This window comes from Micromonospora sp. CNZ309, from assembly GCF_002846525.1.
In genome coordinates this window covers 1,598,510-1,624,860 of the sequence record NZ_PJNG01000001.1, presented here as the reverse complement: position 1 = coordinate 1,624,860, position 26,351 = coordinate 1,598,510, and the positions used below count along the sequence as shown (strand labels likewise).

Genomic DNA, 26,351 nt, shown 5'->3' with positions numbered 1-26,351 from the left:
CGCCTCAGCCGGCGCGGACGGCGTCGCGGACGAGGACGCGCAGCTCCTCCATCGGGTCGCCGTCGCCCGCGCTGAGCAGCGTCTTCGTCGCGGCCACGGTCAGGCCGAGCTCCGGATAGGCGTACGCGAGGCTGCCGCCGCTGCCCGCGCAGCCGAACGCCCCGTCCGGGTCGACCGCGTATCCCAGGCCGAAGCTCGCCTCCTGACCGAAGACCCACTCCGTGCCGCGCACCGCCACGGCACCGACCTCCCGCAGCCGCGCGGGCGGGATCAGGCGTACGCCGTCGACCTCGCCGATCAGCGCGGCGAACATCCGGGCCACGGCCCGGGCGGACATCGTGCCGGTGGCCGGGACGTCGGCGCGGAGGAACCCTGGTCGGGTGCCGACGGAGGCGTCCGGCCGGAGGCCGGGCGGGGCGACCCGGTCGAAGTTCGGCAGGTTGGCGGCGGCCCACTCCAGCATCGCCGACAGGTTGCGGTCGGCGACCGGGGCCAGCCGGTCCAGATCGGCCTCGGGCACCCCGAGGAACAGCTCGCCGGGTACGCCGAGCGGCCCGGCGACGTCCTCGGCGAGCACCCGCGAGATCCGTCGGCCGGTGACCCGCCGGACCACCTCGCCGACCAGCCAGCCGAAGGTCCAGGCGTGGTACGCGAGCACGTCGCCCGGAGCCCAGAGGGGCACGCTGTCGGCGACGATCCCGCACATCCGGTCCCAGTCGCCGGCGTCGGCGACGGTGACGTCGGGCGGCAACGCGGGCACGCCCGCCGTGTGGGTCAGCACGTGCCGCAGGGTGACGCCGCCCTTGCCGTGGCGGGCGAACTCCGGCCACACCTCGGCGACGCGCAGGTCGTAGTCGAGCACGCCCCGCTCGGCGAGCACGTGCACCACGGTCGTGGTGAGCCCCTTGCCGGTCGACGCGCTCCAGATCGGCGTGCCGGAGGTGAGCGGGCGGCCCGTGGCGCGGTCGGCCACGCCCGCCACCTCGTCCACCACCTGCGTCCCGTGCAGGTACGCGGCCACCTGCACGCCGTCCTCCCGGCCGGTGGCCACCAACTCGTCGATCCGCGCGCGTACCTCGGCCCGCAGGCCGTCCCAGCTCCCCGTCACGGGAGGCCATCCTGCCAGCGACCGGGTGGCGGATCACACCCATTTTCCGTCGGCCACGCCGCGCCCCCGACAGCAGGGCCGGCGACGCCGGTTCGGTAGGTTGCCGCCATGGTGGACGAGGCGACCGGCAGGGTCGTGCAGATCTGGACCGACGGCGCGTGCAGCGGCAACCCCGGCCCCGGCGGGTGGGGCGTGGTGCTGCGCTACGGCGCGCACGAACGGGAGCTGTGCGGGGGCGAGGCGACCCCCACCACCAACAACCGGATGGAGCTGATGGCGGCCATCCAGGCCCTGGAGAGCCTGACCCGCTCCGTCACCGTCGAGCTGCACACCGACAGCACGTACGTGCGCAACGGCATCACGAGCTGGTTGGCGTCGTGGAAGCGCAACGGGTGGCGTACGGCCGCGAAGCAGCCGGTCAAGAACGCCGACCTGTGGCAGCGGCTGGAGGCCGCCTGCGCCCGGCACGAGGTCACCTGGCTGTGGGTGAAGGGGCACAACGGTCACCCGGAGAACGAGCGCGCCGACGCGCTGGCCAACCGGGGCATGACCGAGGCCCGCACGACGGCGGTGCCCGCCGGACGCTGACCGGTCCGGCGGGCGGCGGTCACATCACTCGGTACGGCTCGGGTCGGCGGTGCCGGAGACGGCGTCCACGTCGTAGCCGGCGCGGCTGACCTCCCTGGCCGGGCGTCGGTCCTCGGCCGGCAGGTCGGCGAAGTCGTCGCCGGTGTCGTCGGTGGTGTGCAGGGACTCGCCCGGTGGTCGCAGCGACGCCTGCATGGCGGTCGCGCCGTCCGGCTCGTCGGTGGCGGCCTGGTCGAAACGCTTCTGTTCGGTCATGCCGCACTCCTGCCCCCGTGGCCTGCGGCCAAACGCCAGTCCTTCCCGGGCCTGCCGGCCGCGCGAGCGCCCGGCTGCCGGTTGACGTCGTCATGCTCCGCCCCGTGGTCGGTCAGCGTGGCGCGTCCGGGTGGCCCGGCATGGTGGAGCCGCCGCTGGAACTGCCCGACGCGCCGCCCGCCATGCCGGAGCCGTCGTCCTCGGTGACCAGGTCGGGCTTGTCCGTCGTACCGTCCGGCGCCGGGACGTCGGTGTCCGCCTCGACTTGGACCAGCCGGGCCTGGCCGGCCTCGTCCTCGGCGTGTGCCGGGTCGACCGGCAGTTCACCGTCGCGCGCCCGATACCCCACCGCTGCCTCCCCGTCCCGTCCGCCGCTCCGTCGACCCCCGCCTACCCCCGACCCCCCACCCGAAACCCGCCCGCCCCCGGCCTCATGAAGGTGGGCGGCGGCGGGGGGTCAGCGACAGGGGTGACCAGTGGTGGGGGCGGGTACGGCCGGGCGGCAGGGCGGTGCGTCCGTCGCCCCGGGCCGCGTCGAGTTGTGCCTGATGCAGGAACAGGGCCCCCGAGAGGTCCGCGCCGCGCAGGTCGGCCCCGCGCAGGTCGGCGCCGGTGAGGTCGGCCAGGCCGAGGTCGACGCCGCGCAGGTCGGCGCCGATCAGCAGCGCCCCGCGCAGGTTCGCCCGGCGCAGGTCGGCCCGGCGCAGGTCGACGCCGAACAGTTGGGCGCCCCGCCGGTCCGCGCCCGGGCGGCCGCCCCGAGCCCGCGCCGCGTCCCCGGCGCGCGACAGCAGCGGATTGACCCGCCCCCGGTACGCGTCCACGTCGAGCGCCACCAGCGTCTCGGCGGGCTCCTGGGCCAGCCGCTCGGTCTCGCCGAGCGCGACGGACAACTCGCCGCGCAGCGGCTGCGGGGGACGCGTCGCGAGGGCCTCGGTCAGATACCAGAGCAGCTCGTGCAGCGGCCGCATCACCGCGAACGTGTCGAACATGAGCGGCGCGGTCTGCGGCGCGTCGCGCCAGTCCCGGCCGGCGAAGGTGGTCTGGGCCACCCGCTGCCCGGCGCCGAAGCAGTCGAAGACGGTGCAGCCGGGAAAGCCGCGGTCGCGCAGGTCGGCGTGGATGCCGCAGCGCGAGTCGGTCCGCAGGTTCGGGCAGGGCTGGCCGGCGGGCTTGTCGATGGCGAAGTCGGCGGACGCGGAGAAGGCCGGTGCGACGCAGCAGAGCCCGAAGCACCGGGCGCAGTCGGCGCGCAGCCCGTCCGCCATCGACGCCGCCTCGGGGGTTTCCGACACGCTGACCGTTCTCCTGCCGTTCGGGGGTCTCCCGCCGGCGGCCTCGCGGGCGGGGACTCCCATTGTCCCGCCCCCGCGAGGGCCACCGGGTCGCAGGGTGCGCGGCCCACGCCCCGGGCGCGGGGGGAGTCGCGGCGCACGGTCATCGTGGCCACACCGGGCGCGGTGGGGCCGTGGCGCACCGGCTGGCGTTCGGCGGGGCCACGCCTGCGCTCAGCCCTCCACCGAACGCCAGTCGTGCGACTCCAGCGCGTTGGCCTGCGGGCCCATCATCAGCATGCCGCCATCGACCGGCCAGGACGCGCCCGTGACGTACGCGGCGGCGGGCGAGGCGAGCAGCGCGACCACGGCGGCCACCTCCCGCGCGTCCCCCGGGCGCCCGACCGGCACCCCGGGGCGTTCCTGCGTGAACGGGTCGACGTCCTCCTGGCCGGTCATCGGGGTGGCGATCTCACCCGGAGCGACCGCGTTGACGGTGATCCCGTCCGCCGCCAGTTCCTGCGCCATCACCCTGGTCAGCAGGCCGAGCCCGCCCTTCGCGGCGCAGTACGCGGCCGAGCCGACCCGGGGCGCGTGCTCGTGCACGCTGGTGATGTTGACGATCCGGCCGCCCAGTCCCGCGGCGCGCATCCGCCGGGCGGCCCGCTGCCCGCACAGGAACGGCCCGTCGAGGTCGACGGAGAGCACCTCGCGCCACTGCTCCCAGCCGGTGTCGACGAACGGTGTGGACGCCCCGGTGCCGGCGTTGTTGACGAGTACGCCGAGGCCACCGAGGCGGTCGGCCAGCTCGTCGACGACCGCGTCGGCCCCCGGCAGCCGGGTCAGGTCCAGGTGGGCGACCTCGCAGCGCCGCCCGGTGGCGCGTACCTCGGCGGCGGTCCGCTCGGCGCCCCCGACGTCGCGGTGCCAGGTGACGCCGACGTCGAAGCCGGCCCCGGCGAGGGCGACGGCGCAGGCCCGGCCGATGCCGGAATCGGCGCCCGTGACGATGGCGATCCTCGGATAGTTCTCGTAACGCGATGGCATGTCGGCGCACTACCCGTTCCATGCGAATGCAACCATGCGTCGATACCCGTCCATGCAGGGGATTGTCTGCGTCGATGCGCTCTGACATTCTCCACCGTGGACGCTGCCAGCGACGGTCGCCAATCCGGAGGGCCGCACTGAGGTGGCGCCTTCTTCTGCCGGAGGGACCTCGTGAAGCGCAGACGTCGCCATCTGCTCGCAGGACTGGCGGTCGGTGCCCTGGTGGCGTCGACCGGTCTCATCGGAATCCACTTCGCCGGCGCCGAGGTGCCGGCCCCCGCCGCCGCGGCCGGCGACGGGGAGATGCCGGGGGCGCTCGGCGCCCACATGGAACGGCTGCGCCAGGCCGTGCCGGGCAGCGACGGCATGTCGCCGGACGGGCCCGGCAACGCCGCGCAGCAGGAGTTCCTGGAGCGGGCGTACCCCGCCAACACGATCAGCATCGCCCAGGTCGACCGCTCCAAGTCGGCGTACGCCGCCGCCGAGCGACGCGCCGGCGGCACCCGCGGCTGGACGAACATCGGCCCGAGCGAGGCCCTCTACCCGTTCACCGAGTTCCGCAACGCCTCCAACTACGTGCCGAACGCGTACGTCGCGGGCGGCCGGGTCACCTCCATCGACATCGCCCCGGACTGCAACGCCCTGCTCTGCCGGGCGTACGTCACGCCGGCCGGCGGCGGCGTCTGGGGCACCCTGAACATCCTCGCGGCCGAGCCCAAGTGGTTCTACCTGGGTGGGCCGCTGGGCATCAACGCGGCCGGCTCGGTCAAGATCGACCGCAACGACAAGACGGGGCTCACCATCTACGTCGGCACCGGTGAAGCCAACACCTGCGCCTCCGGCTGCGTCGCCGGCGTCGGGCTCTACAAGTCGACCAACGGCGGCGTCACCTGGAAGGGACCGCTGGGCAAGGACGCCCTCGCCGGCAAGGGCATCGGCGAGATCACCGTCAAGCCGGGCGACCCGAAGACGCTCTACGTCGCCACCACCACCGCCCTGCGCGGCATGTCCAGCTCCTGCTGCACGGGCGTCACCCGGCCCGTGCCCGACGCCGAGAAGTGGGGCCTCTACAAGTCCACCGACGGCGGCGCGAACTGGAAGTTCATCCACAACGGCTCGGCCGACGCCACCCAGTGCACGGGCAGCGCCGCCGAATACAACAACACGGCCACGTGCTCGCCGCGCGGCGTGCGCTACGTCAAGCTCGACCCGCGCGACGCGAACACCGTCTACGCCTCCTCGTACGCCCGGGGGGTCTGGCGCTCCGCGGACGCCGGCGCCACCTGGACGCAGATCAAGCCGTCGCTGAACCCGGCGGTCTTCCAGACCCGGGCCGCGATCGACGTGACCGCCCTGCCGAACGGCAAGACCCGCATGTACGTCTACGAGGGCAACCTCGGCAACCCGTACTCGCGGCTGTTCCGCAGCGACGACGTGGCCGGCGGCGCCCCCGCGTTCGCCGACCTGACCAGCGCCAACCCGGCCGACCCGGGCTACGCCACCTACAACCAGTGCACCGGCCAGTGCTGGTACGACGTGTTCGTGCACACCCCGGCCGGGCACCCCGACATCGTCTACACGGGCGGCTCGTACGTCTACGGCGAGACCGTCGCCCACAAGCGGGCGGTGGTGCTCTCCACCGACGCCGGCGTCAGCGGCACCGACATGACCTTCGACGGCACCGACGAGCTGCACCCCAACGGCCTGCACCCCGACCAGCACGCCCTGGTCACGAACCCGCGCAACCCGTACCAGTTCTTCGAGGCCAACGACGGTGGCGTGATGCGCTCCAGCGGCCAGTTCGTGGACCGGTCGGCCTGGTGCGACAACCCGGACCGCAACCTGGCCACGCAGGCGCAGAAGGACCGCTGCAAGCAGATGCTGTCGAAGATCCCGTCGAAGCTGGACGGCATCAACAAGGGCATGAACACGTTGCAGTTCATCAGCCTCTCGGCCAGCCCGCACGACCACCGCCTGTTGCAGGGCGGCACCCAGGACAACGGCACCTGGGAGAACAAGGGCGAGCGCCGGCGCTGGGTCAACACGATGATCGGTGACGGCGGCGCGTCCGGCTTCGACGTCGGCAGGCCGGAGTTCCGCTTCCACACCTTCTACGACGCCACGCCCGAGGTGAACTTCGCAGGCGGCGACACCGGCAGCTGGATCTCGATCTCGGACCCGATCTTCGGGCACCCGGGCACCCTGTTCTACGCCCCGGTGATCAGCGACCCGAAGGTCAGCGGCACGATGTTCGCCGGCACCTCGCGCACCGTCTACCGGACGAAGACGTTCGGGCTGGGCGACCGGAGCCTGGCCGAGGCCAACCGGATCTGCAACACCTGGACGGGCACCTTCGAGGCGCAGTGCGGCGACTTCGCGCCACTGGGCACGGTCAACCTGACCGACGCCGCGTGGGGCGACCGGGCCGGCGGCGCCGTCTCGGTCGTCGAGCGCGTCGCCTCCGACTCGTCCACGGCGTACGCGGCCACCAGCACCGGCCGGGTCTTCGTGTCCCGCAACGTCGACGCCGAGCCGGCGTCGGCGGTCACCTGGACGCGTATCGACACCGCCGCCACGCCGAACCGCTTCGTCACGAGCGTCCACGTCGACCCGGCCGACCCGGCCCGGGCGTGGATCTCCTACAGCGGGTTCAACTCGAACACCCCGGCCACCCTGGGGCACGCGTTCGAGGTGCGGCTCGCGGGCGCGGGTGCGACCTGGACCGACCGGTCGTACGACTTCGGCGACCAGCCGATCACCGACCTGGTCCGCGACGACGTCACGGGCACCCTCTACGCGGCCACCGACTTCGGCGTGCTGCGGCTGGCCAAGGGTGCCACGACCTGGGTGAAGGCGGCCCGGGGCATGCCGAACGTGGAGGTCGCCGGGCTGACCATCGTGCCGGGCAAGCGGGTGCTCTACGCCGCCTCGCACGGCCTCGGCGCCTGGCAGCTCACGCTCTGAGGCAGGTGACCATCGGCAACGACACGGTGAGGGGCCGCGCGCGCGGCCCCTCACCGCTGCCCGCGGCGGCCGGCCGCGCCTGGCGTACCCTCGGCGCGGCCTTCGTCCTGCTCGTCTTCGTGCCGCCGTTGCTGCTGCTGGTCTCCGGTTCGCTCACCGAGCCGGGCCTGCCGCCGCCGCCCACCCCGCAGCTCGTGCCGGAGCCGGTGTCCACCACCGGCTACCAGCAGGCCGTCGAGCTGGGCGGGCTGCTGCGGGCCTCGCTCAACTCGGTCCTGGTCGCGGTCGTCGCCGTGCCGCTGAGCGTGCTCGTCGCCTCCCTGGCGGGCTTCGCGCTGACCCGGATCGCCCCGCGCGCCACCGGCGTGGTCGTGGCGGCCTCCCTGGTGGCGCTGATGGTGCCGGCCACGGCGCTGCTCGTGCCCCGCTTCGCGATCTTCCGGGCGCTCGGCCTGACCGACACCCTGGTGCCGCTGATCGCCCCGGCGCTGCTGGGCACCTCGCCGCTCTACGTCCTGGTCTACCACCTGGCGTTCCGGGCGCTGCCGGCCGACCTCTACGACGCCTGCCTGGTGGCGGACCTCTCGCCGCTGCGCACCTGGTGGCGGGTGGCCCTGCCGCTGGTGCGCCCGGTCACCGCCGGCCTCACCGCGCTGACCTTCGTGCTCACCTGGTCGAACTTCCTCGACCCGCTGGTCTACGTCTACGACCGCGACCTGTTCACCCTGCCGTTGGCGCTGCGCTCCCTGTCGGTGCTGGACCCGACGAACTTCCCGGTGTTCCTGGCCGGCGCGGTGCTGGCCACGGTGCCGGCGCTGGCCGTCTTCGTGCTCGCCCAGCGGCGCTTCCTCCACCACGACGACCCGACGGGACGGGACTGACGATGCGACCGAAGGCGCTGCTCGCGCTGCTGCTCACCGCCGTGCTGGCCGCCACCGGCTGCGGCTCCGGCGCCGGGTCGTCCGCCGACGGCCCGGTGCGGCTGCTGGTCTTCGGCGCCCCCGAGGAACTCGCCGCCTACCGCACTCTCGTCGAGGCGTACGAGAAGGCCCGCCCCGGCGCCGACGTGCAGCTCGTCGAGGCCAGCGACCGCAAGGACCTGCTGGCCCGGCTGGCCACCTCGGTGGCCGGCGGCGCCCCGCCGGATCTGTTCCTGATGAACTACCGCTTCTACGGCCAGTTCGCCGCCAAGGACGTCATCGAGCCTTTGGACGACCGGCTGGCCGCCTCGGCGGCCGTCGACCCGGCCGACTACTACCCGGTGGCCTGGAACGCCTTCCGCTGGCAGGACCGGCAGCTCTGCCTGCCGCAGAACGTCTCCAGCCTGGCCGTCTACTACAACCGCACCCTGTTCACGAAGTACGGCGTGCCCGAGCCGAGGGCCGGCTGGACCTGGAACGACCTGGTCGCCACCGCGACCGCGATGACCCGCGACTCCCGCGGCGTGGTGGTCAAGGCCACCGAGAGCGAGGGCGCGGCGCTGCGCCCGGCCGTGCACGGCCTCGGCGTCGAGCCGTCGATCATCCGGCTCGCCCCGTTCGTCTGGTCCGGCGGCGGCGAGATCGTCGACGACCCGGCGAGGCCGACCCGGCTCACCCTGGACGGCCCGGCCGCCCGCGAGGCGCTGAAGAACCTCGTCGACCTGCGGCTGGCGTACGGGGTGGTGCCCACCGACGAGGAGGTGGAGGCCGAGGACGACGAGTCGCGCTTCGCCAACGGCCGGCTCGCCATGCTGATGAGTTCCCGCCGCTCCACCACCACGTTCCGCTCGATCACCGGCTTCGAGTGGGACGTCGCCCCGCTGCCCGTCTACAGGGAGCAGGTCGGCGTGCTGCACTCCGACGCGTACTGCATGACGCGGGGCGCGAAGCACAAGGACGCCGCGTGGCGGTTCCTGGAGTTCGCCATCGCCGAGGAGGGGCAGCGGATCGTCGCGGCCACCGGGCGTACCGTCCCGTCGCACATCGGGGTGTCGCAGTCCCCGGCGTTCCTCGGCCCTGCCCAGCCGCCGCGCAGCGCGAAGGTCTTCCTCGACGCCATCCCCACCGTCCGGGCGCTGCCGACCGTCTCCACCTGGCCGGAGATCGAGGACGTCACCTACGGCATCCTGGAGAACGCCATGCACCGGGGCGACCGGCTCGACGACGTGATCCGCGAACTCGACCGGCAGACCCGCCCGATCTTCGCCCGCGGGGAGCACGGGTGAGCGACCCGGGCCTGGCCCTGGCCGGGGTCTCGGCCGCGTACCGGAGCGCGACCGTGCTGCACGAGGTGGACCTGGCCGTCGCCCGGGGCGAGCTGCTGGTGGTGCTCGGCCCGTCGGGCGCCGGCAAGTCGACCGTGCTGCGGGTCGTCGCCGGCCTGGAGCCGGTCACCGCCGGCCGCGTCCGCATCGCCGGCCGCGACGTCACCGCCGAGCGCCCCGGCCGGCGCAACGTGTCGATGGTGTTCCAGTCGTACGCGCTCTTTCCGCACCTGAGCGTCGCCGAGAACATCGCGTTCGGCCTGGAGGTGCGCGACACGCCCCGCACGGCGGCCCGCGAGCGGGCCCGCGCGGCGGCCGAGACGGTCGGCTGCGCCGGGCTGCTGGACCGGCGGCCCGCGCAGCTCTCCGGCGGCGAACGGCAGCGGGTGGCACTGGCCCGGGCGCTGGTGCGCGAGCCGGACGTGTTCCTGCTCGACGAGCCGCTGTCCAACCTCGACCAGGCGCTGCGGGTGCAGATGCGCGCCGAGCTGCGCGCCCTGCACGACCGGCTGGGCGCGACGATGGTGCACGTCACCCACGACCAGACCGAGGCGCTGGTACTGGCCGACCGGATCGCCGTGCTGCGCGACGGGCGCATCGAGCAGGTCGGTACCCCCGACGAGATCTGGCGTACCCCGGCCACCACCTTCGTGGCCCGCTTCGTCGGTTCCCCGGCGATGAACCTGCTCCCGGCCGACGGTCCGCTGCGCCCCGACGGCGCCCCGGCCCCGGGTGCCGACCACGACGGTATGGAGATCGGCTTCCGTCCCGAGGCGGTCGCCCTCGACGCCGCCGAGGGCACGGACGCCACCGTCGAGCGGATCGAGGTGGTTGGCGAGGACGCGTACGCGTACCTGACCCTCGCCGGCGGGCACCGGATCGTCGCCCGGGTGCCCGCCGCCCGCCGGCCCGGCAAGGGCGAGGCGGTACGCGTCGGCGTGCGCTGGGCCGACGCGCACGTCTTCCACGCCGCCTCCGGCCGCCGGTACGCCCCGTGACGAGCCCCGACCGCCGCTCGCGCCGGCAGTTGACGCTGATGCTGACGCCGTACCTGGTGGGGCTGGTCGGGCTGGTGCTGCTGCCCGCCGCCGTCACCCTGGCGCTGGCGTTCACCGAGTACGACCTGCTGCGCCCGCCCCGCTGGGTGGGGCTGGACAATCTCGCGGCGCTGGCCGACGACCCGGTGTTCCGGGTGTCGCTGACCAACTCGCTGGTCTTCGCGCTGGTGGCCGTACCGCTGCGGATGCTGCTCGCCCTCGGCCTGGCGCTGCTGCTGCACCGCCGAGCGTTCGGCGTCGGCAGCGCCCGCACCGCGGCCGTGCTGCCGACCGCGGTGCCGGAGATCGCCTACGGGCTGCTCTGGCTCTGGCTGCTCAACCCCCTCTACGGCCCGATCAACCAGCTGCTGCGCACGGGCGGGGAGAACGGCCTGACCGCGCTGGGGCGCACCCCGCCGCAGTGGCTCACCGACCCCACCGACGCCCGGGCGGCGATCATCGGGATGAGCCTGTTCACCATCGGCGAGACCTTCGTGGTGCTGCTGGCCGCCCGCCGCGCGCTGCCCCGCGACGTCTACGAGATGGCGGCGATCGAGGACGCCACCGGCTGGGACGTGTTCCGCCGGGTCACGCTGCCGCTGATGGCGCCCGCGCTGGCGCTGCTGGCGGTGCGCGACGCCATCCAGAGCCTGCACTTCTCCTTCGTGCCGGCGTTCGTGGTGACCGACGGCGGCCCGCCCCCGTACGCCACCACCTACCTGTCGCTGTTCGTCTACCGCACCGGCTTCGAGTACCTGCGCTACGGCTACGCGGCCGCCGCGACCCTGGTGATGATCCTGCTGACCGTGGCGGCGGTGCTGGTGCAGTGGCGGCTGATCCGCCGCTACCGGGCGTTCTACCGGCTCTGACGCCCCGATAACCGCGGGCGCCGGCCCCGGGGGCCGTGGCATGATCGCGCACTGCGCCGACGCGGGTGGCGGCGCGCGAGGAGGACGGCATGGAGTTCGAGGTACGCCGCATCGGGCCGGAGTCGACCGCCGAGGCGGCCGACGTGCTCGCCGACGCCTTCGACGGGTACCCGTGGACGGCCTGGACGGTGGCGGCCGAGCGGCACCGGGAGCGGCTGGCGGCGATGTTCGCCGGCACCGTCGCCGCCGTCGGGCTGCCCTACGGCGACGTCTGGGCGGCGGTGGACCCCGCCGGCCGGCTGGCGGCGGTGGCGGTCTGGCTGCCCCCGGACCGGCCGGTGCCGGACGAGGTCTGGGCCGCCGTCGCGGCCCGCAACGCCGAGCTGGCCGGCGACCGGCAGCCGGCGCTGCGCGCCGCCGACGAGGCCTGCGCCGCGCTGCGGTCGGCCGAGCCGGCGTCGCTGCTCGCCACCGTCGGCGTGCGCCGGGCCGACCAGGGCCGGGGGCTGGGCGCCCGGGTGCTGGCGCCCGGCCTGGCCGAGGCCGACCGGGCCGGCCTGCCGGCGGTGCTGGAGACCTCGTCGGAGCCGAACGTGCGCTTCTACCGGCGGCTCGGTTTCGCCGTCACCGGCCAGGCGCGGGTGCCCGACGGCGGGCCCGACGTCTGGGCGATGCGGCGGCCGGCGGCCGGCGAGCGGGTGTAGGGACCGCCGGCCCGGGTAGCCGCCGGGGATGGAGCTGGTGGAGGAGTCGCCGTACCGCTTCCGGATCGACCGGCACGACCCGATGCGGGTGCCGGGGGTGGTGTTCGCGTCCCGGTCGCTGCTGCCCGACGCCGGGGAGGACAGGTCGCTGGAGCAGGTCGCGAACGTCGCCACGCTGCCCGGCATCGTCGACGCCTCGTACGCCATGCCCGACGTGCACTGGGGCTACGGGTTCCCGATCGGCGGCGTGGCCGCTACCGACGTCGCGCACGGCGGGGTGGTCTCGCCCGGCGGGGTGGGCTTCGACATCTCCTGCGGCGTGCGGCTGCTCGCCGCCGACACCGACCGCGACGGGCTGCGGTCCCGCCTCGACGCGCTGATGGACGGGCTGGGCGAGGCGACCCCGCGCGGCATGGGCCGGGGCGCGGTGTGGCACCTGTCGAATCGCGCGGAACTCGACGCGGTGCTGCGCGGCGGCTCCCGCTACGCCGTCGAGCGCGGCTTCGGCGTGCAGCGGGACCTGGAGCGCTGCGAGGACGCCGGAGCCGTCGGCGACGCCGATCCGGCGCGGGTCAGCGAGCGGGCGATCGAGCGCGGCGCGCGCCAGGTCGGCAGCCTCGGCTCCGGCAACCACTTCCTCGAGGTGCAGGCCGTCGACGAGGTGTACGACGACGCCGTGGCGACCGCCTTCGGGCTGCGCCCCGGCCAGGTCTGCGTGATGATCCACTGCGGGTCCCGCGGGCTGGGCCACCAGATCTGCACCGACTACGTGCGGAAGATGGAGCAGGTGATGGCCCGCCACGGCATCGAGGTGCCGGACCGCCAGCTCGCCTGCGCCCCGGTCTCCTCCGCCGAGGGCCGCGCCTACCTGGGGGCGATGGCCGCCGCCGCCAACTACGCGCGGGCGAACCGGCAACTGCTGGCCGACGCCGCCCGGAAGGTCTTCGCCCGGGTCACCGGCAGCCGGCTCGACCTGGTCTACGACATCTCGCACAACCTCGCGAAGATCGAGACGCACGACGTCGACGGCGCGCCGCGCGCGCTGTGCGTGCACCGCAAGGGCGCCACCCGGGCGCTGCCGCCCGGGCACGACGAGCTGCCCGACGACCTGCGGGACGTGGGCCAGCCGGTGTTGATCCCCGGCTCCATGGGCACCGGCTCGTACGTGCTCACCGGCGTGCCGGGCTCGCCGGCCTTCGCGTCCACCTGCCACGGCGCCGGCCGGGTGCAGAGCCGCAGGCAGGCCGTGCGCTCGGAGCGCGGGCTGGACCCGCGTGCCCAACTGGAGGAGCAGGACATCGCCGTGCGCGGTGCGTCGCGGCGCGGCCTGGCCGAGGAGATGCCGGCGGCGTACAAGGACGTCTCGGCGGTGGTGGCCGCCGCCGAGGGCGCCGGGCTGTGCCGCAAGGTGGCCCGGCTGGTCCCGCTCGGCGTGGTGAAGGGTTGAGCGGGGGTGGGGCCGGGCGTGGGGTTCACACGTCCAGCGTCACCGCGCAGGACCAGCCCCCGCCGTCGGGCCCGAAGCGCAGCCCGTGCAGGGAGACGGCCTTCGGCACCGCGCCGACCAGCTCGACGGCGTCGGTGTCCGCCGTGCGCCAGCGCACCCGCAGGCCGCCGGCGCCGTCGTCGGCCACGTCGGTGTGCAGCGGCAGCTCACCCGCCGTCTCCATCCGGAAGATCACCTCGTCGAGTACGCCCACCAGCAGGTCCGCGTCGTCGCCGGCCGGCGCGTGGAACTCCCGCCGCGCGCCCGGCCGCGCCCCGCCGGGGTCGACGAACGTGTCGACCAGCGCGGCGACCGCCTCGGCGACGCACTCCTGCCGGCTCGGCGCCCACGCCTCGATGCGGACGTCGGCGGTGTGCGGCAGGCGGCGGTGCCCCCGCCCGGGTCGTCGCTGCATGCCCCGATCCTGCGCCACGCGGGCCCGCGCGGCGGCCGGTTTCAGTTCAGGCCGAGCCGGGCGATCGGCTCGACGAGTTCGCGTTCCTCGTAGGCGAGGTGGGACAGCAGGGTGTCGCTGAGCAGGTCGACCGCCGCGCGCAGCTCGGCCATCCCGTCGGCGACGGAGACGAACGCGACCAGCGCCCGGTCGACGCGTTCCAACACGTCGTGGATGGCGTGGTGCTCCTGCTCCAGCCGGTCCAGCACCGGGGCGAGGCGGTCGTCGCCGCGGCGCAGGTGCGGGAAGATGCCCCGGTCCTCCAGCGTGTGGTGGGTGGTGACCACCCGGCAGTACGACTCGCAGTAGGTGCCCAGCGTCCACTTGTTCTGCCGGATGGTCATGGTGTTGATGTGCGAGCGGGCCGTGCCCGCGTCGACCAGCCCGGCGCCCACCTGCTCGACGAGGTCGTACAGCCGGGTCAGCTCGGCGCGCAGCCCGTCGTGCACGTCGATGAGGTGCTGGGCGCCGGCCTGGTCGTGCGGGCTGTAGGTGCGCGCCGGGTCGGGCGCGGGACCGGTGGGGCGCGTGGCCTCGTCCCAGACGCGGATCGCGCTGCGCCGCACGCCGTCGTCGGGCGTGGGGACGACGGCGAGGGGTGCCGCGCCGGCGGGCGGGCGTGCGGCGTCCGTCGCCCGCGCCCCGGCGCCCCCGGGTGTCGCCCGCGCCTCGACGGCCTCGGGCGTCGCCGGGGTCACGGCGGCAGCGGTGCCGCCCGCGCGCTCGCCGGCCACGAGTTCGCGTACGGCCGGGGCGACCTCGGCGGCGAAGCGCCGCAGGTCCTCGGGGTCGTCGCTGCCCAGGATGAAGGTGCCGACCCCGTCGCTGAGCGCGAGGTCGGCCAGTTCCTCCGCCCACTGCTCGGCGGGCCCGTGCAGCGGTCCCCGGCCGACAGAGGCGAAGCGGCCGGTGACGTTGAGCAGCCGGCGTACGTCGGCCGGGTCCCGGCCGGCCTCCCGGGCGGCGTCGTCGATGATCGTGTTTCCCCTGCCGAGGTCGCCGGGTTGCAGGTAGCCCAGCGACGGCAGCCACCCGTCGGCCCGTCGCCCGGTCAACGCCAGCATCCGCGGCTTGTACGCACCGAGCCAGATGCCCACGTCGTGGGCGGGCGCGGGGCCCCGCTTCGCACCGACCACGCGGTGGAACTCGCCGTCGACCCGTACGCCGCCGCGCGCGTCGACGTCCCAGACCTGGCGGATGACGTCGATGGCCTCGGCCAGGGCCCGTACGCCCTGCCCGGGCGAGAGCCGGCGCCCGCCCATCGCCTCGATGGCCTCCCAGAACGCGCCGGCGCCCAGACCGAGCTCCACCCGGCCGCTGCTGAGCAGGTCGAGGCTCGCCACGGCGCGGGCCAGGACGGCCGGCGGGCGCAGCGGCAGGTTGGTGACGTTGGCGGCCAGCCGCACCGTGCCGGTCCGGGCCGCCACGAAGCTCATCAGCGTCCACGTGTCGAGGAACGCGGGCTGGTAGGGGTGGTCCTGGAAGGTGACCAGGTCGAACCCGACCTGCTCGGCCAGCATGGCGAGGCCCACCACCCGCCCCGGCTCGGCGTTGCCGGGCGTCAGGAACGCCCCGAACGCCAGCGGGTGACCGTAGTCGCTCATGTCGGCACTCCCTTCCGCTCCGCAGCCTCTCACGCGGCCGCCGGCGCGTGCCGGGCGACGCCGCGGGACGGGTGCGCCGCGAGCCGTCCGGCGGAATCGGGGGGCCCACCGCCACGGGCCTCCGGGCGTACGGTCGGCGGATGCGGATCACGAAGTTCACCCACTCCTGTGTCCGGCTGGAGCACGACGGCGGCGTGCTGGTCATCGACCCCGGCACCTGGAGCGAGCCGCGCGCCCTGGCCGGCGCGGACGCCGTGCTGGTCACCCACGAGCACACCGACCACGTCGACGTGCTCCGGTTGGCGGGCCTCGGCGTGCCGGTCTTCGTGCCGGAGGACGCCGTCCTGCCCGACCTGGCGCCGCTGCCCGTGACCAGGGTCGCCGCCGGCCAGCGGTTCACCGCCGCCGGCCTCACCGTGACCGCGCTCGGCGGCCGGCACGCCGCCATCCACGGCGGGCAGCCCGACTGCGCCAACCTGGGCTACCTGGTCGGCGACGCCGTCTACCACCCGGGCGACTCCCTGCACCGGCCGGGCCGGCCGGTCGAGACGCTGCTGGTCCCGGCCCAGGCGTCCTGGCTGAAGCTCACCGAGGCGATCGACTTCGCCACCGCCGTGGGGGCCGAGCGGGTGTTCCCGATCCACGACGCGCAACTCAACGAGCGCGGCCTGGGCAGCGTGAACGGCTGGTTCGCCGAGACGGTGGCCGGCTACCGCCACCTGGCGCCGGGGGAGTCCGCCTGACCGGTCACCCCACCCAGGGGTGATCTCCACCGACACCGGACGTGTCGTCCACGGACGAACTGCTATACGGTCGCGGGGTGAGGGTCGAAGAACACTGGTGGAACGGCGACACGTCGCAGCGTGGGCGTCGGGACGTGTACATCCGTACCGACGGGCAGCGATGGGACGTACAGGTACGGATCGGCGGCGAATCCGGCCGCTCCCGGGTGCAGGAATGCCCCGGTCGGACATCGGCGGTCATTCTGGCCGGTGCGTGGCGCGGCAACCACCCCGCCTGGCGCGAGGTGTCCGACTGACGCCGACCGCCGGCACCGGACGGTGACGGTCGGTCACGCTCGACGTTGGCCGGCTGCTCCCTCCGACGTTGGTTACGCTCGGGTGACCACGGCGGGGGGAGCAGCATGAGCGGCGAAACCGTTCCGGCGGTGATGCCGGCCGCGTTCATCGGTCACGGCAGTCCGATGAACGCGCTGGAACTCAACCGCTACACGCAGGCGTGGCGCGCCTTCGGGCGGGCGGTCCCGCGGCCCCGGGCGATCCTGGTGGTGTCGGCGCACTGGTACGTCGGCGCCACCGCCGTCACCGCGATGCCCCGGCCGAGGACGATCCACGACTTCTACGGCTTCCCGCAGGAGTTGTTCGACGTCGCCTACCCCGTGCCCGGCCTGCCGGAGCTGGCCGAGGAGGTCGCCGACGTCGTCCATCCCACCTGGGTCGGGGCGGACGTCGACTCGTGGGGGATCGACCACGGCACCTGGTCGGTGCTCACCCACGCGTTTCCCGACGCCGACATCCCGGTCGTGCAGCTGAGCATCAACGCGTTCAAGGGCCTGGACCACCATCTGGACCTGGGCGCGAGGCTCGCCCCGCTGCGCGAGCGCGGCGTGCTCGTCGTGGCCAGCGGCAACGTGGTGCACAACCTGCGGGGGGTGGACCCGCGCCTGCTCGACGAGGGCTTCGACTGGGCGCGGCGGTTCGACGAGGCGGCGAAGGACGTGATGCTCGCCCGCCCGACCGAGGTGGCCGCCCTGGACGCCCACCGCGACTTCGACCGCGCCGTGCCGACGCCGGACCACTTCATCCCGCTGCTCTACCTGGCCGGCCTCGCCGACGCGGCCGGCGACGGCGCGCAGGTGCTGGTGGACGGGGTCGCTGTCGATGACCGCCTACACGCTGGGGTTGTCCTGCCGCACCGACGCCCCGCTGGCCGGCGCGCCCGCCCTGCCGGCCGACGTGCCGCCCGACTCGGCCGACATCTGACGGACACCCGGGGCGTCGCCGCCGTCAGCGGGCCTTGACGACCTCGACCAGCTGGTCCAGCGCGGCGCTCCAGCCCTCGGCGAAGCCCATCTCCTCGTGCGACTTCCGCGCCGAGGCGTCGGCGTGGATCGCCGTGGCGGTGTACTTCGTGCCGCCGCCGGTGCCCTCGATCCGGATGATCGCGGTGAACGGGAAGCCGTCGCCGCCGACCTGGGGACGGAAGCCGGGGCCTAGCCCCGAGGTGAAGGCCAGCGTCGAGCTCTCCTCGACGACGAGGATGCAACCGGTGCTCGGGTACTCCTCGCCCTCGGGCGAGCGCATCACGGTGTGGAACCTGCCGCCGGGCCGAAGGTCGATCTCGCAGGCGGAGGTCGACCAGGGTCGGGGGGCGAACCACTTCACGAGCAGCTCGGGCGTCGTCCAGGCCTTCCAGACCAGCTCGGGCGCGACGTCGACGGTGCGCGTCAGGACGAGGTCGAGATCCGGGTCCACGTGCGGGTAGGCGGTCATGTCTGCTGCTCCTTCAGATCGTGCAGAAACGAGTCGAGTTGGTCGAGGCGTCGGGACCACATCGCGCGCTGGCCCGCGAGCCAGCTGTCGACGTGGGCGAGCGACTCGGGGGCGAGCCGGTAGGTGCGCACCCGCCCCTTCTTCTCCGACGTCACCAGGCCGGAGCGCTCCAGGACGCCCAGGTGCTGGGTGAACGAGGGCAGTGCCATGTCGAACGGGCGGGCGAGTTCGCTGGTCGTGGCGGGACCCCGACCGAGCAGCTCGACGACCCGGCGGCGGGTGGGGTCCGACAGCGCGTGGAACACGCCGTCCAGGGCCACGTCGTCGCTGCCGTCCCCGCCGCCCAATTGCTTAGGCATGAGCCTAAGTATGCCCACGCCGTTCACTTAGGTCAAGGCCTAAGTGAAGTTGCCGGCGGCGGCCCCCGTCCGGCCGGCGGCGTTCCTCAACGGCCGCGCGTGGGCCATGCTGATGCCATGACCGACGCCGGCACCCCGGAACCGCTCACCCTCAACGTGTACTGCCGGCTCACCGTGGCCGTGACCGACCCGCAGGTGCTCACCGAGTACGCGGTCGCCGACCTGCGGGCCGCCGACATCGACTGGCCCGCCGAGGAGGACGACCTCGAGGCGGCGGCGGCGGACCTGCGCAACGACATCGTGGTGTCGCTGGCGTCCGTGGTGGACATCAGCCGGATGGTCGAGGGACTGCCCGGCGTGGCGGCCCGCGGCGGGCTGTGCTGGGCCGAGCCCGGCCCGCCCCGCGAGGCCGTCTGGCGCGCCGAGTAGGACCGACCGGGCCGGACGCGGGGCGTCGCTGTGTCGGTCCCGGACACACCGGCGACGCCCGAGGTGTCGGCGGCACTCATGTCCACTGTGCCCGGCGTCACGTTAGCGTCTGCGCACGCCGGCACCACCGCCCCGCTCCCGGACAGGAGAGCGCCATGACCACACCGCTGAGGGCCACCGCCGCCCTCGTCACCGCCCTGCTGCTCGTCCTCACCGCCACCGTCCCCGCCCAGGCCGCCGCCACCCCCGCCACCAAGACCCCGGTCGCCGGCACGCTGCGCGCCCACAACGTCTCCGGCGTGTACGTCGCCGGCGTCTCCTCCGGTGGCTACATGGCCACCCAGCTGCACGTCGCCTACTCGTCGCGGATCCGGGGCGCGGCGGTCTTCGCCGCGGGGCCGTACTACTGCGCCCAGAACAACGTCGCCCAGGCACTCGACGGCTGCGGCGACAACGTGTACCCCACGAACGTGTCGGCCCTGCAGGCGTACACCCGGACGTGGGCCTCCTACGGCTGGGTCGACCCCGTCGGCAACCTGTCCGGTGATCCCGTGTACGTCCTGCACGGCACCAACGACACCGTGGTCCAGAAGTCCGTCACCGACGACCTGGTCCGGTACTACCAGCACTTCGGTGCCAACGTGCAGTACGACAGCGGCACCCCGGCCGGCCACGCCTGGGTCACCCCGTACGGGACCCTGGGGTGCGCCACCACGGCGTCGCCGTTCCTCGCCGACTGCGGCACCGACCCGCAGGGCACCCTGCTGCGCAAGCTGCTCGGCAGCATACGGGCACCGAACAGCGGCCCGCTGGGCGGCAGCCTGATCCGGTTCAGCCAGCACACGTACGCGGTCAACGGCTGGGCCGACGGCCTGAGCATGGCCGCCGACGGGTTCGCCTACGTGCCGGCGTCCTGCGCCGCCGGGCAGTCCTGCCGGCTGCTCGTCGCCCTGCACGGCTGCCTCCAGGGCCACGGCGCGGTCGGCACCGCCTTCGTGGACCGGGCGAACCTCAACCAGTACGCCGACACCAACCAGTTGATCGTGCTCTACCCCCAGGCGCGCGCCGCCGCCACCAACCCGAACGGCTGCTGGGACTGGTGGGGCTACCTGGGCGCGACGAACTACCCGATCAAGGGCGGCGCCCAGATTGAGACGATCATGAACATGGTGCGCCGGCTGGACGGCTGAGCCGCCGCCCGGGCGGGGCCCCGGCGCGGGCCCCGCTCAGGCCGGCGCGTCGCTGCCCACCAGGCGGGCGTCGGCCGCGGCCTGACCCTCGACGTCCCCCGCCTCCTCGCACACGCCCGCCGCGTCCGCCCAGTGCCGCCGGGCCTCCTCGGCGTCGCCGAGGGCCGCCGCCGCGTCGCCCAGGTGCAGCAGCGTCCGTCCCAGCCCGGCCGTCGGCCGCCCGTCGCGCAGCCGCAGGCTCTCGGCCAGCATCCCGTACGCCTGCCGGGCCTGCGCCGGCGTGGCGGCCAGCAGCGCGCCACCCGCGTTGAGCAGCGCGGCGGCCCGATTCGTGGGGTCGACCACCGTGTCGTACTCGCGCAGCGCCGCCCGCCACGACTGGGTCGCGTCGAGGTGCTCGCCGAGCCCGGCGTGTACCAGCACCAGGTTGGTCAGCGCCGCCGCGTAGCCCCGGGCGTCGCCGAGCGCGCGGAAGGCGTTCGCCGCGCGGACCAGGTGGTGGTGCGCGACCTCCAGCTCCCCGCGGGCCAGCCGGGCGGCGCCCAGGCCCAGGTCGGTCAGGGCGTGCCCGGACCGGTCCGCCGCCGAGCGGTGCCGCCGCGACAGCTCCAGGTGCTCGACCGCGTCGTCGAGCTGCCCCAGGTCCAGCAGCACCAGACCCAGGTTCATCCGCGCCTGCGCGGTGCCGCGCCGGCCCCGCTCCGCCACCGCGAGGCTCAGCGCCGTCGCCGCCCCCTGCGGGTCGTGCCGGCGGCGGCGCAGCACCCCCAGCTCGTTGTGGGCCCAACCGGCGATCTCCGGCCGGTCGTCGGCCGTGGGCGTGGCGAGCACCGTGCGACACACCTGCGCCCACTCGTCGAGCCGCCCGGCGTGGGCGAGCCACCCGCACAGCGCCACCGCCAGCCGGAACCACCACCGGCGCACCCGCCGGGGCAGGGTCTCCGCCGCGCCCGCCGGCACCCGCACCACCGCCAGCAGCAGCTCCTGGTGCAGGTCGAACCAGCCGTACGGGTCGTCGTCCAGCGCCAGCGTCGGCTCCCGGTCCGGCGGCGAGCCGACCACGGCGAGGCTCGCCGCGTGCCGCTCGGCCCGCCGCGCGAGGTGCCGGGTGAGTCGCGCCTGCGCGGCGACCCGCCGCCGCGCAGGCTCCGCGTGCCGCAGGTGCATCCGGGCGTACGGGGCCAGCAGCGGGCGCACCTCGTAGCGGTCGCCGGGCGCGCCGGTGACGAACCCGCCGGTGGCCAGCTCGTGCAGCAGGGCGGCCACCCGCTCCGGGCGGCGACCGGCGAGCGCCGCGAGCGTCGGCCGGTCCAGCGGCACCGGGCTGAGCGACATCAGTCGCCACAACCGCCGGGCCTCGCCGCCCAGCGCGTGGTACGCGGTGTCCCGCGCGGTCACCAGCAGGGTCGCCGGGGAGGCGGCGACGTGCTGGTGCGGGGGAGTGTCGACGGCGCGGCGCAACGCGTCGAGCACGTCGCCGTGCCGCCACCCGTGCTGGGCCGTACGCCGACCCAGCTCCGCGAGGGTGCGGGGCTGGCGCCCGCAGAGCTCGACGAGGGCGCGTACCGCCGGGTCGGTGCGCGGGTCCGGGCGGTGCGGCCGGGCGACGGGCGCGGTGGCGCCGGCGGCCGCGAACAGCTCGACGGCGTCGTCGGCGTCCGGCTCGGCGAGCCCGTGCGCCACCACCCCGTCCAGCGCGGCCAACGCCCCCGTGCCGGCCAGCAGCAGGCGGCACGTGCGTGCGGTCGGCGGCAGCAGCGGCCGCACCTGGGCCGGGTCGTCCACGTTGTCCAGCACCACGAGGATCGCCCGGCCGTCGAGCTGGCCGCTCAGCTCATCGGCGGCGTCGGCGAGGTCGTCGGTGCGCCCCGACGCCGGTGGCCGGGTGCCGAGGATCCGGGCCAGCGCGGTCAGCACCTGCCGGGCGTCGAGCGGCCGGCCGCCCCGGCGCAGGTCCAGGTAGTACTGGCCGTCGGGGAAGTCGTCCCGGCACAGGTTGGCGGCCTGGACCGCGCAGGCCGACGTGCCGACGGCCCGCCGGCCGACCACCGCGACCGCGTGTTCCTTGCGCAACAGCTCGATGATCGCGTCGACGTGCCCGGCGCGCCCGGTGAACCCGGTCGGCCACGGCAGGGTGGGCGTGCCGGCGGCGGGCGTCGCCTCGGTGTCGTCCGGCGCCACGGCCTGCTGCCGCTGGCGGCGCCACTCCACGATCATCGCGGCGGCGAGGCCGAGCACGATCACCCCGGCGCTGGCGGAGCCGAGCTGGGCGACGGAGAGCTCGGAGAGCAGGTTGCCGGTGACGTTGCCGAGCACCGCGCTGACCGTTCCGCCGACCACGCCGCCGAGCGCGAGCAGCAGGCTCAGCCGCCGGGGGCGGCGCCCCGTCACCGCACGCCCCCGGCGACCAGGCCGGCGACCAGCTGGCGGCGGGCCAGCACCACCAGCAGCACCGGCAGGATCGAGGCGATCACCGAGCCCGCGGCGAGCGCCCCGCTGTTGGCCGCGAAGCCCCGGGTCTGCCCAGCGAGGAACAGCCCCAGCGGCAGCGCGCCCGGCCCGCTGAACAGCAGACCCACCACCAGGTCGTTCCACACCTGCACGAACTCCAGCACCGCGACCGCCACCACCGCCGGGCGGTTGTGCCGGGCGAGCAGTCGCAGGGTGCCCCACCAGTGCCGCCCGCCCACCCGGGCCGCCCGCACCTGCTCGGCGGGCAGGTCCGCGAACGCGTTGCGCAGCACCAGCACGGCGAACGGCACGCCCAGCGCCACATGCACCAGCGCCAGGCCGCGCGCCGTGCCCGAGGAGAGCACCACGCCGAGCACCTCGTTGACCGGCCCGGCGATCACCTGCACCGGCACGATGCTGGCGGCCATCAGCAGCAGCCCGGTCGCCTGGGCGGGCGGCCCGGTCAGCCACGCCAGCGGGTACGCGGCGAGCAGCGCTACGCCCAGCACCACGGCGGTGACCACGGTCGCCAGCACCAGCGTGAAGCCCAGCGTGCGCCACAGCTCGGCGCCGGTGAGCAGCTCCCGGTAGGAGTCGAGGCTGGGTGGGCTCCACCACCAGCCCCGGGCCGCCGCGTCCACCGCCCCGTGCAGCGAGGTGGCGAGCAGCACTCCGAGGGGCACCAGCCAGGCGAGCGCCGCGCCGGCCACCAGCAGCCGGGTCGTCCGGCGCGGTGCCGGTGCCGCCGGCTCGGGCGCGACGGGCACCGGGTCCTGGGGCGGCGGCCACGCCTGCCGCACGAACAGCGCGGCGACCAGCAGGCCGGCGGCCACCGCCGCCAGCCACACCACCCCGAGCGCGGCGCCCTCGCCGGTGGTGGCGCCGTTGGAGGTCTGCCAGACCCGCAGCGCGAGCACCGACGCCTCGTCGCGCACCGAGCCGGGCGCCATCACCAGGATCAGGTCGAACGTCCGGGCGGTGCCGAGCGCCGCCAGGGTGAACACCACCGCCACGGTGCGCAGCAGCAGCGGCCGCCACTGCGCGTCCCAGAGCACGTCGCGGCGGTTGCCGCCGTAGGCGCGCACCGCGTCGGCGAGGCTGGGCGGCACCGCGTCGAGGGCGGCCCGGAACACCAGCACGGCCAGCCCGACCCACGCCCACACGAACGCCGACATCAGCGCCACCGTCACCAGGCGGGGGCCGAGCAGTTGCGGGGCGTCGGCCGCGGACCGACCGGTCAGCGTCGCGGCGACCAGCGTGGCCAGCCCGCGCTCCGGGTCCGGGTCGTACATCAGCCGGAAGGTGACCCCGGTGACCACCAGCGGCAGCGCGGTCGGCACCACCAGGATGAGGCGGACCAGCCCGCCCTCCTGCGAGCGGCGTGAGGCGGCGGCCAGCAGGTAGCCCAGCACCGTGACCACCGCCGGCACCAGCAGCGCCCAGAGCAGCGTGCGGCCCACCACGGCGCCGGTGCCGGGCGCGCCCAGCGCGGTGCGGAAGTGCTCCGCGCCCACCCACCGGCCGTCGGTGGTGACGCTGGCGTGCAGCGTACGCAGCACCGGCCACGCCACCAGCCCGCCGAGCAGCAGCAGGGCGGGTAGCAGCAGCGCCGAGGTGGCGCCGGCCGCCGGATAGGCCCGCCCGCGCCGGGGCGGCCCGACGTCGTCGAGGACCGCCAGCTCGCCCAGTACGCGGCTCACCGGCCGCCCCCGCTCGAGCGGGCCGCCGCCGCCAGTTGCCCGACGGCCCGGCGGGCGGCCCGGCCAGCGGGGACCTTGTCGGTGACGTCGGCGAAGAAGTCCTGCATGATCCGCCAGATGCCCACCCCGTCGGAGCCGGTGAACGGGCCCGGCAGCCGGTCGGACAGGTCGAAGCGCACGGCCCCGGCCGTACGCAGCTCGGCGGCGAGGCGGCGGCGGACGGGATCGCGGTAGTCCGCCAGCGGCACGGTGACGTTGGGGGAGAGGTAGCCACCGGCGCGCAACCACGGCCCGAACGCCGACCCGCCGCTGAGCCAACGCACCAGTTCCGCCCCGCTGGCCGAGCCGGCGAACGCCACGGCGGCGTCGCCGCCGACGATCAGCGGGCTGTCGGCCAGCCGGGAACCGGGGAAGCGGAAGGTCTCCGGCTGCTCCGGGCCCCGGCGGAACCGGCGGCTGACGTCGTCGACGAAGTCGGCCTCGAAGAGCATCGTCGCCCGCCGGTGGTGCACCACCTGGATGACCGACTCCTCGTACTGGGTGAGCAGGGCCCGGCGGCCGTCACCGGGGAACGCGCCGTCGACGCTCCACAGCTCCGCCAGCCGGTCCAGCGCCGTGTGCACCGACGGGCTGCGCCAGTCGGCCTCGCCGCGGGCCAGCGCCTCGTAGTAGCCGGGCGGCGCGACGTCGGCGAGCACGTTCTCGAACCAGTCGGTGAGCACCCAGCCGTCGGCTGCACCGATGGCCAGCGGGGCCGGGCCGTCGCCCGCGCGGGCCCGCGCGCCGAGGCGCCGGGTGAGCGTCACGAGCTGGTCCCAGGTGCGCGGCGGCGCGGGGAGCATCGACGGGAAGTACCAGAACAGCGACTTGTGGGCCGCCTTCACCCAGACGCCGTAGCGGCGCCCGTCGGCGGAGAGCAGGTCGGCCATGCCGGGCGGGAGGGCGTAGCTGGGGGCGGGGCTCAGCTCGCGCAGCCAGCCGCGCCGGGCGTACTCGACGACCAGCCCCGAGCGGGGCAGGATCGCCACGTCGGGGCTGGTGCCGGCCAGTTGGCGGGCGCGCAGGAATGCGTCGATGTCGTTGCCGGCGCTGATTACCTGCACGCCGGTGTCGTAGCCGGCCACGACCTCGCGGAAGCGGGCCAGCTCGCCGCCGCTCCACACGACGGCGACCTGGACCGCCGGCGGCGCGCCCGAGCAGCCGGCGACGGCCGTCGCGGTGGCCCCGGCGGCGGCCCGCAGCAGAGTACGGCGGCCCAGCCGCGCCGCCGGCACGATCCGAGGCACCGGCGTCATCCGCCCACCTCGGCGGCGACCGGCACGTCGGGCAGCGCGCCCGGCTCGGCCGTGCAGACCAGCACCGCCACCCCCGGCGTGTCCGGTGGGGTCAGCCGGCCGAGCAACTCGGTCAGCCGCCCGCCCCCGGTCGGCCCGGTCGGCAGGTCGATCACCAGCGCCTCGGGCAGGCAGACCACGGCCCGGGCGAGCGCCACCCGGAACCGCTGCGCCTCCGACAGCAGGTGCGGTCGCAGCCCCAGCGTCGGGGCAAGTTCCAGCCGGTCGACCACCGTCGCCGTCCACGCGTCGGCCACCTCGCGTACCCGTTCCCGGCGGCGCTGGCCGTAGGCGATGTTGCGCCGCACGGTCAGGTGCGGCAGCAGCGCGCCGCCGGCCGGCACGTAGGCGATGCGGCGCTGCGGCGGCGGCAGGGCGGTCACCTCGCGGTCGCCGACCAGGACCCGCCCGGCGACCGGCGCGGCCAGCCCGCTCACTACCCGGGCGACGGCGGTGCCGACGACGGGCGGGGCCGCGACCAGGGCGGCCGTGGCACCCGCGGCGACGTCGAGGTCCACGGCGGCGGCGTCCGGCACGGCGACGAGTGCGCACAGTCGTAACGTGGCCATCACCTCCCGTGACCGGACGGTCGCCCCCAGGGTCGCACAACCGGGCGACAACCGGCGCCCCGCCACCGTCCGTTGTGGAGGGGCGCCGGGGGATCAGCCCGGCATCCGCCCACCGGACGGGGGCGCGTAGAGGTCGGCGGCGGTCGCGGCGAGCCGCTCGCGCAGTGCCGC

The 26,351-nt window shown here is 75.2% G+C and carries 26 protein-coding genes; 13 read left to right on the top strand and 13 right to left on the bottom strand.

What is annotated here, in order from left to right; all coding sequences use genetic code 11:
* Window positions 1-4 precede the first annotated feature (4 nt).
* Entirely contained in the window at window positions 5-1,108 is a 1,104-nt protein-coding gene (locus CLT72_RS06555) for a serine hydrolase domain-containing protein (RefSeq protein WP_101410000.1), read from the bottom strand.
* Between the two features lie 108 nt (window positions 1,109-1,216).
* Here CLT72_RS06555 and rnhA point away from each other — a divergent pair, with 108 nt between their 5' ends.
* Window positions 1,217-1,696, top strand: coding sequence for a ribonuclease HI (rnhA, locus tag CLT72_RS06550; RefSeq protein ID WP_101409998.1), 480 nt, complete (start codon window positions 1,217-1,219; stop codon window positions 1,694-1,696).
* 24 nt (window positions 1,697-1,720) lie between these two features.
* Here rnhA and CLT72_RS06545 read toward each other — a convergent pair whose 3' ends face one another.
* From CLT72_RS06545 to CLT72_RS06530, 4 genes are all read right to left on the bottom strand, one after another.
* On the bottom strand, window positions 1,721-1,951 hold the full coding sequence (locus CLT72_RS06545; protein ID WP_101409996.1) for a hypothetical protein: 231 nt from the start codon (window positions 1,949-1,951) through the stop codon (window positions 1,721-1,723).
* A 112-nt stretch (window positions 1,952-2,063) separates the two neighbouring features.
* Window positions 2,064-2,300: a preprotein translocase YidC gene (locus tag CLT72_RS06540; protein ID WP_101409994.1), complete on the bottom strand. Its 237-nt coding sequence runs from the start codon at window positions 2,298-2,300 to the stop codon at window positions 2,064-2,066.
* An 82-nt stretch (window positions 2,301-2,382) separates the two neighbouring features.
* Entirely contained in the window at window positions 2,383-3,219 is an 837-nt protein-coding gene (locus CLT72_RS06535; protein ID WP_101409992.1) for a pentapeptide repeat-containing protein, read from the bottom strand.
* 240 nt (window positions 3,220-3,459) lie between these two features.
* The gene (locus tag CLT72_RS06530; RefSeq protein ID WP_101409990.1) at window positions 3,460-4,272 is read right to left on the bottom strand and encodes an SDR family oxidoreductase; all 813 of its coding nucleotides are present in this window, start codon (window positions 4,270-4,272) and stop codon (window positions 3,460-3,462) included.
* Window positions 4,273-4,443: 171 nt separating this feature from the next.
* Here CLT72_RS06530 and CLT72_RS06525 point away from each other — a divergent pair, with 171 nt between their 5' ends.
* The 7 genes from CLT72_RS06525 (at window position 4,444) to CLT72_RS06495 (ending at window position 13,538) form a co-directional block, all read left to right on the top strand.
* A complete protein-coding gene (locus tag CLT72_RS06525; protein WP_101409988.1) occupies window positions 4,444-7,236 on the top strand; it encodes a beta propeller repeat protein in 2,793 nt (930 codons plus the stop codon).
* 26 nt (window positions 7,237-7,262) lie between these two features.
* Window positions 7,263-8,117: a carbohydrate ABC transporter permease gene (locus tag CLT72_RS06520; RefSeq protein WP_101414982.1), complete on the top strand. Its 855-nt coding sequence runs from the start codon at window positions 7,263-7,265 to the stop codon at window positions 8,115-8,117.
* Between the two features lie 2 nt (window positions 8,118-8,119).
* Window positions 8,120-9,442, top strand: a complete 1,323-nt coding sequence (locus CLT72_RS06515) for an ABC transporter substrate-binding protein (RefSeq protein ID WP_101409986.1) — start codon at window positions 8,120-8,122, stop codon at window positions 9,440-9,442.
* Complete coding sequence (locus tag CLT72_RS06510) at window positions 9,439-10,479, top strand: ABC transporter ATP-binding protein (protein WP_101409984.1); 1,041 nt, start codon at window positions 9,439-9,441, stop codon at window positions 10,477-10,479. Before CLT72_RS06515 ends, CLT72_RS06510 begins: the two co-directional genes overlap by 4 nt.
* Before the next feature lie 38 nt (window positions 10,480-10,517).
* A complete protein-coding gene (locus CLT72_RS06505) occupies window positions 10,518-11,387 on the top strand; it encodes a carbohydrate ABC transporter permease (protein ID WP_101414981.1) in 870 nt (289 codons plus the stop codon).
* 89 nt (window positions 11,388-11,476) lie between these two features.
* The gene (locus tag CLT72_RS06500) at window positions 11,477-12,091 is read left to right on the top strand and encodes a GNAT family N-acetyltransferase (protein ID WP_101414980.1); all 615 of its coding nucleotides are present in this window, start codon (window positions 11,477-11,479) and stop codon (window positions 12,089-12,091) included.
* A gap of 28 nt (window positions 12,092-12,119) precedes the next feature.
* Complete coding sequence (locus CLT72_RS06495) at window positions 12,120-13,538, top strand: RtcB family protein (protein ID WP_101409982.1); 1,419 nt, start codon at window positions 12,120-12,122, stop codon at window positions 13,536-13,538.
* Window positions 13,539-13,563: 25 nt separating this feature from the next.
* Here CLT72_RS06495 and CLT72_RS06490 read toward each other — a convergent pair whose 3' ends face one another.
* A complete protein-coding gene (locus CLT72_RS06490; RefSeq protein ID WP_101409980.1) occupies window positions 13,564-13,992 on the bottom strand; it encodes an archease in 429 nt (142 codons plus the stop codon).
* A gap of 41 nt (window positions 13,993-14,033) precedes the next feature.
* A complete protein-coding gene (locus CLT72_RS06485; protein ID WP_101409978.1) occupies window positions 14,034-15,635 on the bottom strand; it encodes an LLM class flavin-dependent oxidoreductase in 1,602 nt (533 codons plus the stop codon).
* A gap of 140 nt (window positions 15,636-15,775) precedes the next feature.
* On the opposite strand from CLT72_RS06485, the gene CLT72_RS06480 reads away from it, so the two are divergent.
* The 3 genes from CLT72_RS06480 (at window position 15,776) to ygiD (ending at window position 17,676) form a co-directional block, all read left to right on the top strand.
* Window positions 15,776-16,378, top strand: a complete 603-nt coding sequence (locus CLT72_RS06480; RefSeq protein WP_101414979.1) for an MBL fold metallo-hydrolase — start codon at window positions 15,776-15,778, stop codon at window positions 16,376-16,378.
* Window positions 16,379-16,455: 77 nt separating this feature from the next.
* Window positions 16,456-16,674 carry a hypothetical protein gene (locus CLT72_RS06475; RefSeq protein ID WP_089000245.1) on the top strand — a complete coding sequence of 73 codons (219 nt, stop codon included), beginning with the start codon at window positions 16,456-16,458 and terminating at the stop codon, window positions 16,672-16,674.
* Window positions 16,675-16,779: 105 nt separating this feature from the next.
* The gene (gene ygiD, locus CLT72_RS06470) at window positions 16,780-17,676 is read left to right on the top strand and encodes a 4,5-DOPA-extradiol-dioxygenase (protein WP_101409976.1); all 897 of its coding nucleotides are present in this window, start codon (window positions 16,780-16,782) and stop codon (window positions 17,674-17,676) included.
* Here the strand turns inward: ygiD and CLT72_RS06465 are convergent.
* Together CLT72_RS06465 and CLT72_RS06460 are read right to left on the bottom strand one after the other, a co-directional pair.
* Window positions 17,663-18,148 (bottom strand): SRPBCC family protein, encoded by a 486-nt coding sequence (locus CLT72_RS06465; RefSeq protein WP_101409974.1) that lies wholly within the window; start codon window positions 18,146-18,148, stop codon window positions 17,663-17,665. The genes ygiD and CLT72_RS06465 overlap by 14 nt on opposite strands.
* Complete coding sequence (locus tag CLT72_RS06460) at window positions 18,145-18,507, bottom strand: ArsR/SmtB family transcription factor (RefSeq protein WP_101414978.1); 363 nt, start codon at window positions 18,505-18,507, stop codon at window positions 18,145-18,147. Before CLT72_RS06460 ends, CLT72_RS06465 begins: the two co-directional genes overlap by 4 nt.
* Before the next feature lie 117 nt (window positions 18,508-18,624).
* On the opposite strand from CLT72_RS06460, the gene CLT72_RS06455 reads away from it, so the two are divergent.
* A complete protein-coding gene (locus tag CLT72_RS06455; RefSeq protein ID WP_101409972.1) occupies window positions 18,625-18,936 on the top strand; it encodes a hypothetical protein in 312 nt (103 codons plus the stop codon).
* 155 nt (window positions 18,937-19,091) lie between these two features.
* Window positions 19,092-20,126 (top strand): extracellular catalytic domain type 2 short-chain-length polyhydroxyalkanoate depolymerase, encoded by a 1,035-nt coding sequence (locus CLT72_RS06450; RefSeq protein ID WP_101409970.1) that lies wholly within the window; start codon window positions 19,092-19,094, stop codon window positions 20,124-20,126.
* Window positions 20,127-20,162: 36 nt separating this feature from the next.
* On the opposite strand, the gene CLT72_RS31830 is transcribed toward CLT72_RS06450, so the two are convergent.
* From CLT72_RS31830 to CLT72_RS06430, 4 genes are read right to left on the bottom strand one after another with little or no spacing between them, the layout of a single operon-like run.
* A complete protein-coding gene (locus CLT72_RS31830; RefSeq protein WP_158241977.1) occupies window positions 20,163-22,517 on the bottom strand; it encodes a tetratricopeptide repeat protein in 2,355 nt (784 codons plus the stop codon).
* Window positions 22,514-24,277: an ABC transporter permease gene (locus tag CLT72_RS06440; protein ID WP_101409968.1), complete on the bottom strand. Its 1,764-nt coding sequence runs from the start codon at window positions 24,275-24,277 to the stop codon at window positions 22,514-22,516. The genes CLT72_RS31830 and CLT72_RS06440 overlap by 4 nt, the downstream gene beginning before the upstream one ends.
* Window positions 24,274-25,572 carry an extracellular solute-binding protein gene (locus tag CLT72_RS06435; protein WP_101409967.1) on the bottom strand — a complete coding sequence of 433 codons (1,299 nt, stop codon included), beginning with the start codon at window positions 25,570-25,572 and terminating at the stop codon, window positions 24,274-24,276. The genes CLT72_RS06440 and CLT72_RS06435 overlap by 4 nt, the downstream gene beginning before the upstream one ends.
* A complete protein-coding gene (locus tag CLT72_RS06430) occupies window positions 25,569-26,180 on the bottom strand; it encodes an ATP-binding cassette domain-containing protein (protein ID WP_101409965.1) in 612 nt (203 codons plus the stop codon). The genes CLT72_RS06435 and CLT72_RS06430 overlap by 4 nt, the downstream gene beginning before the upstream one ends.
* Window positions 26,181-26,351 lie beyond the last annotated feature (171 nt).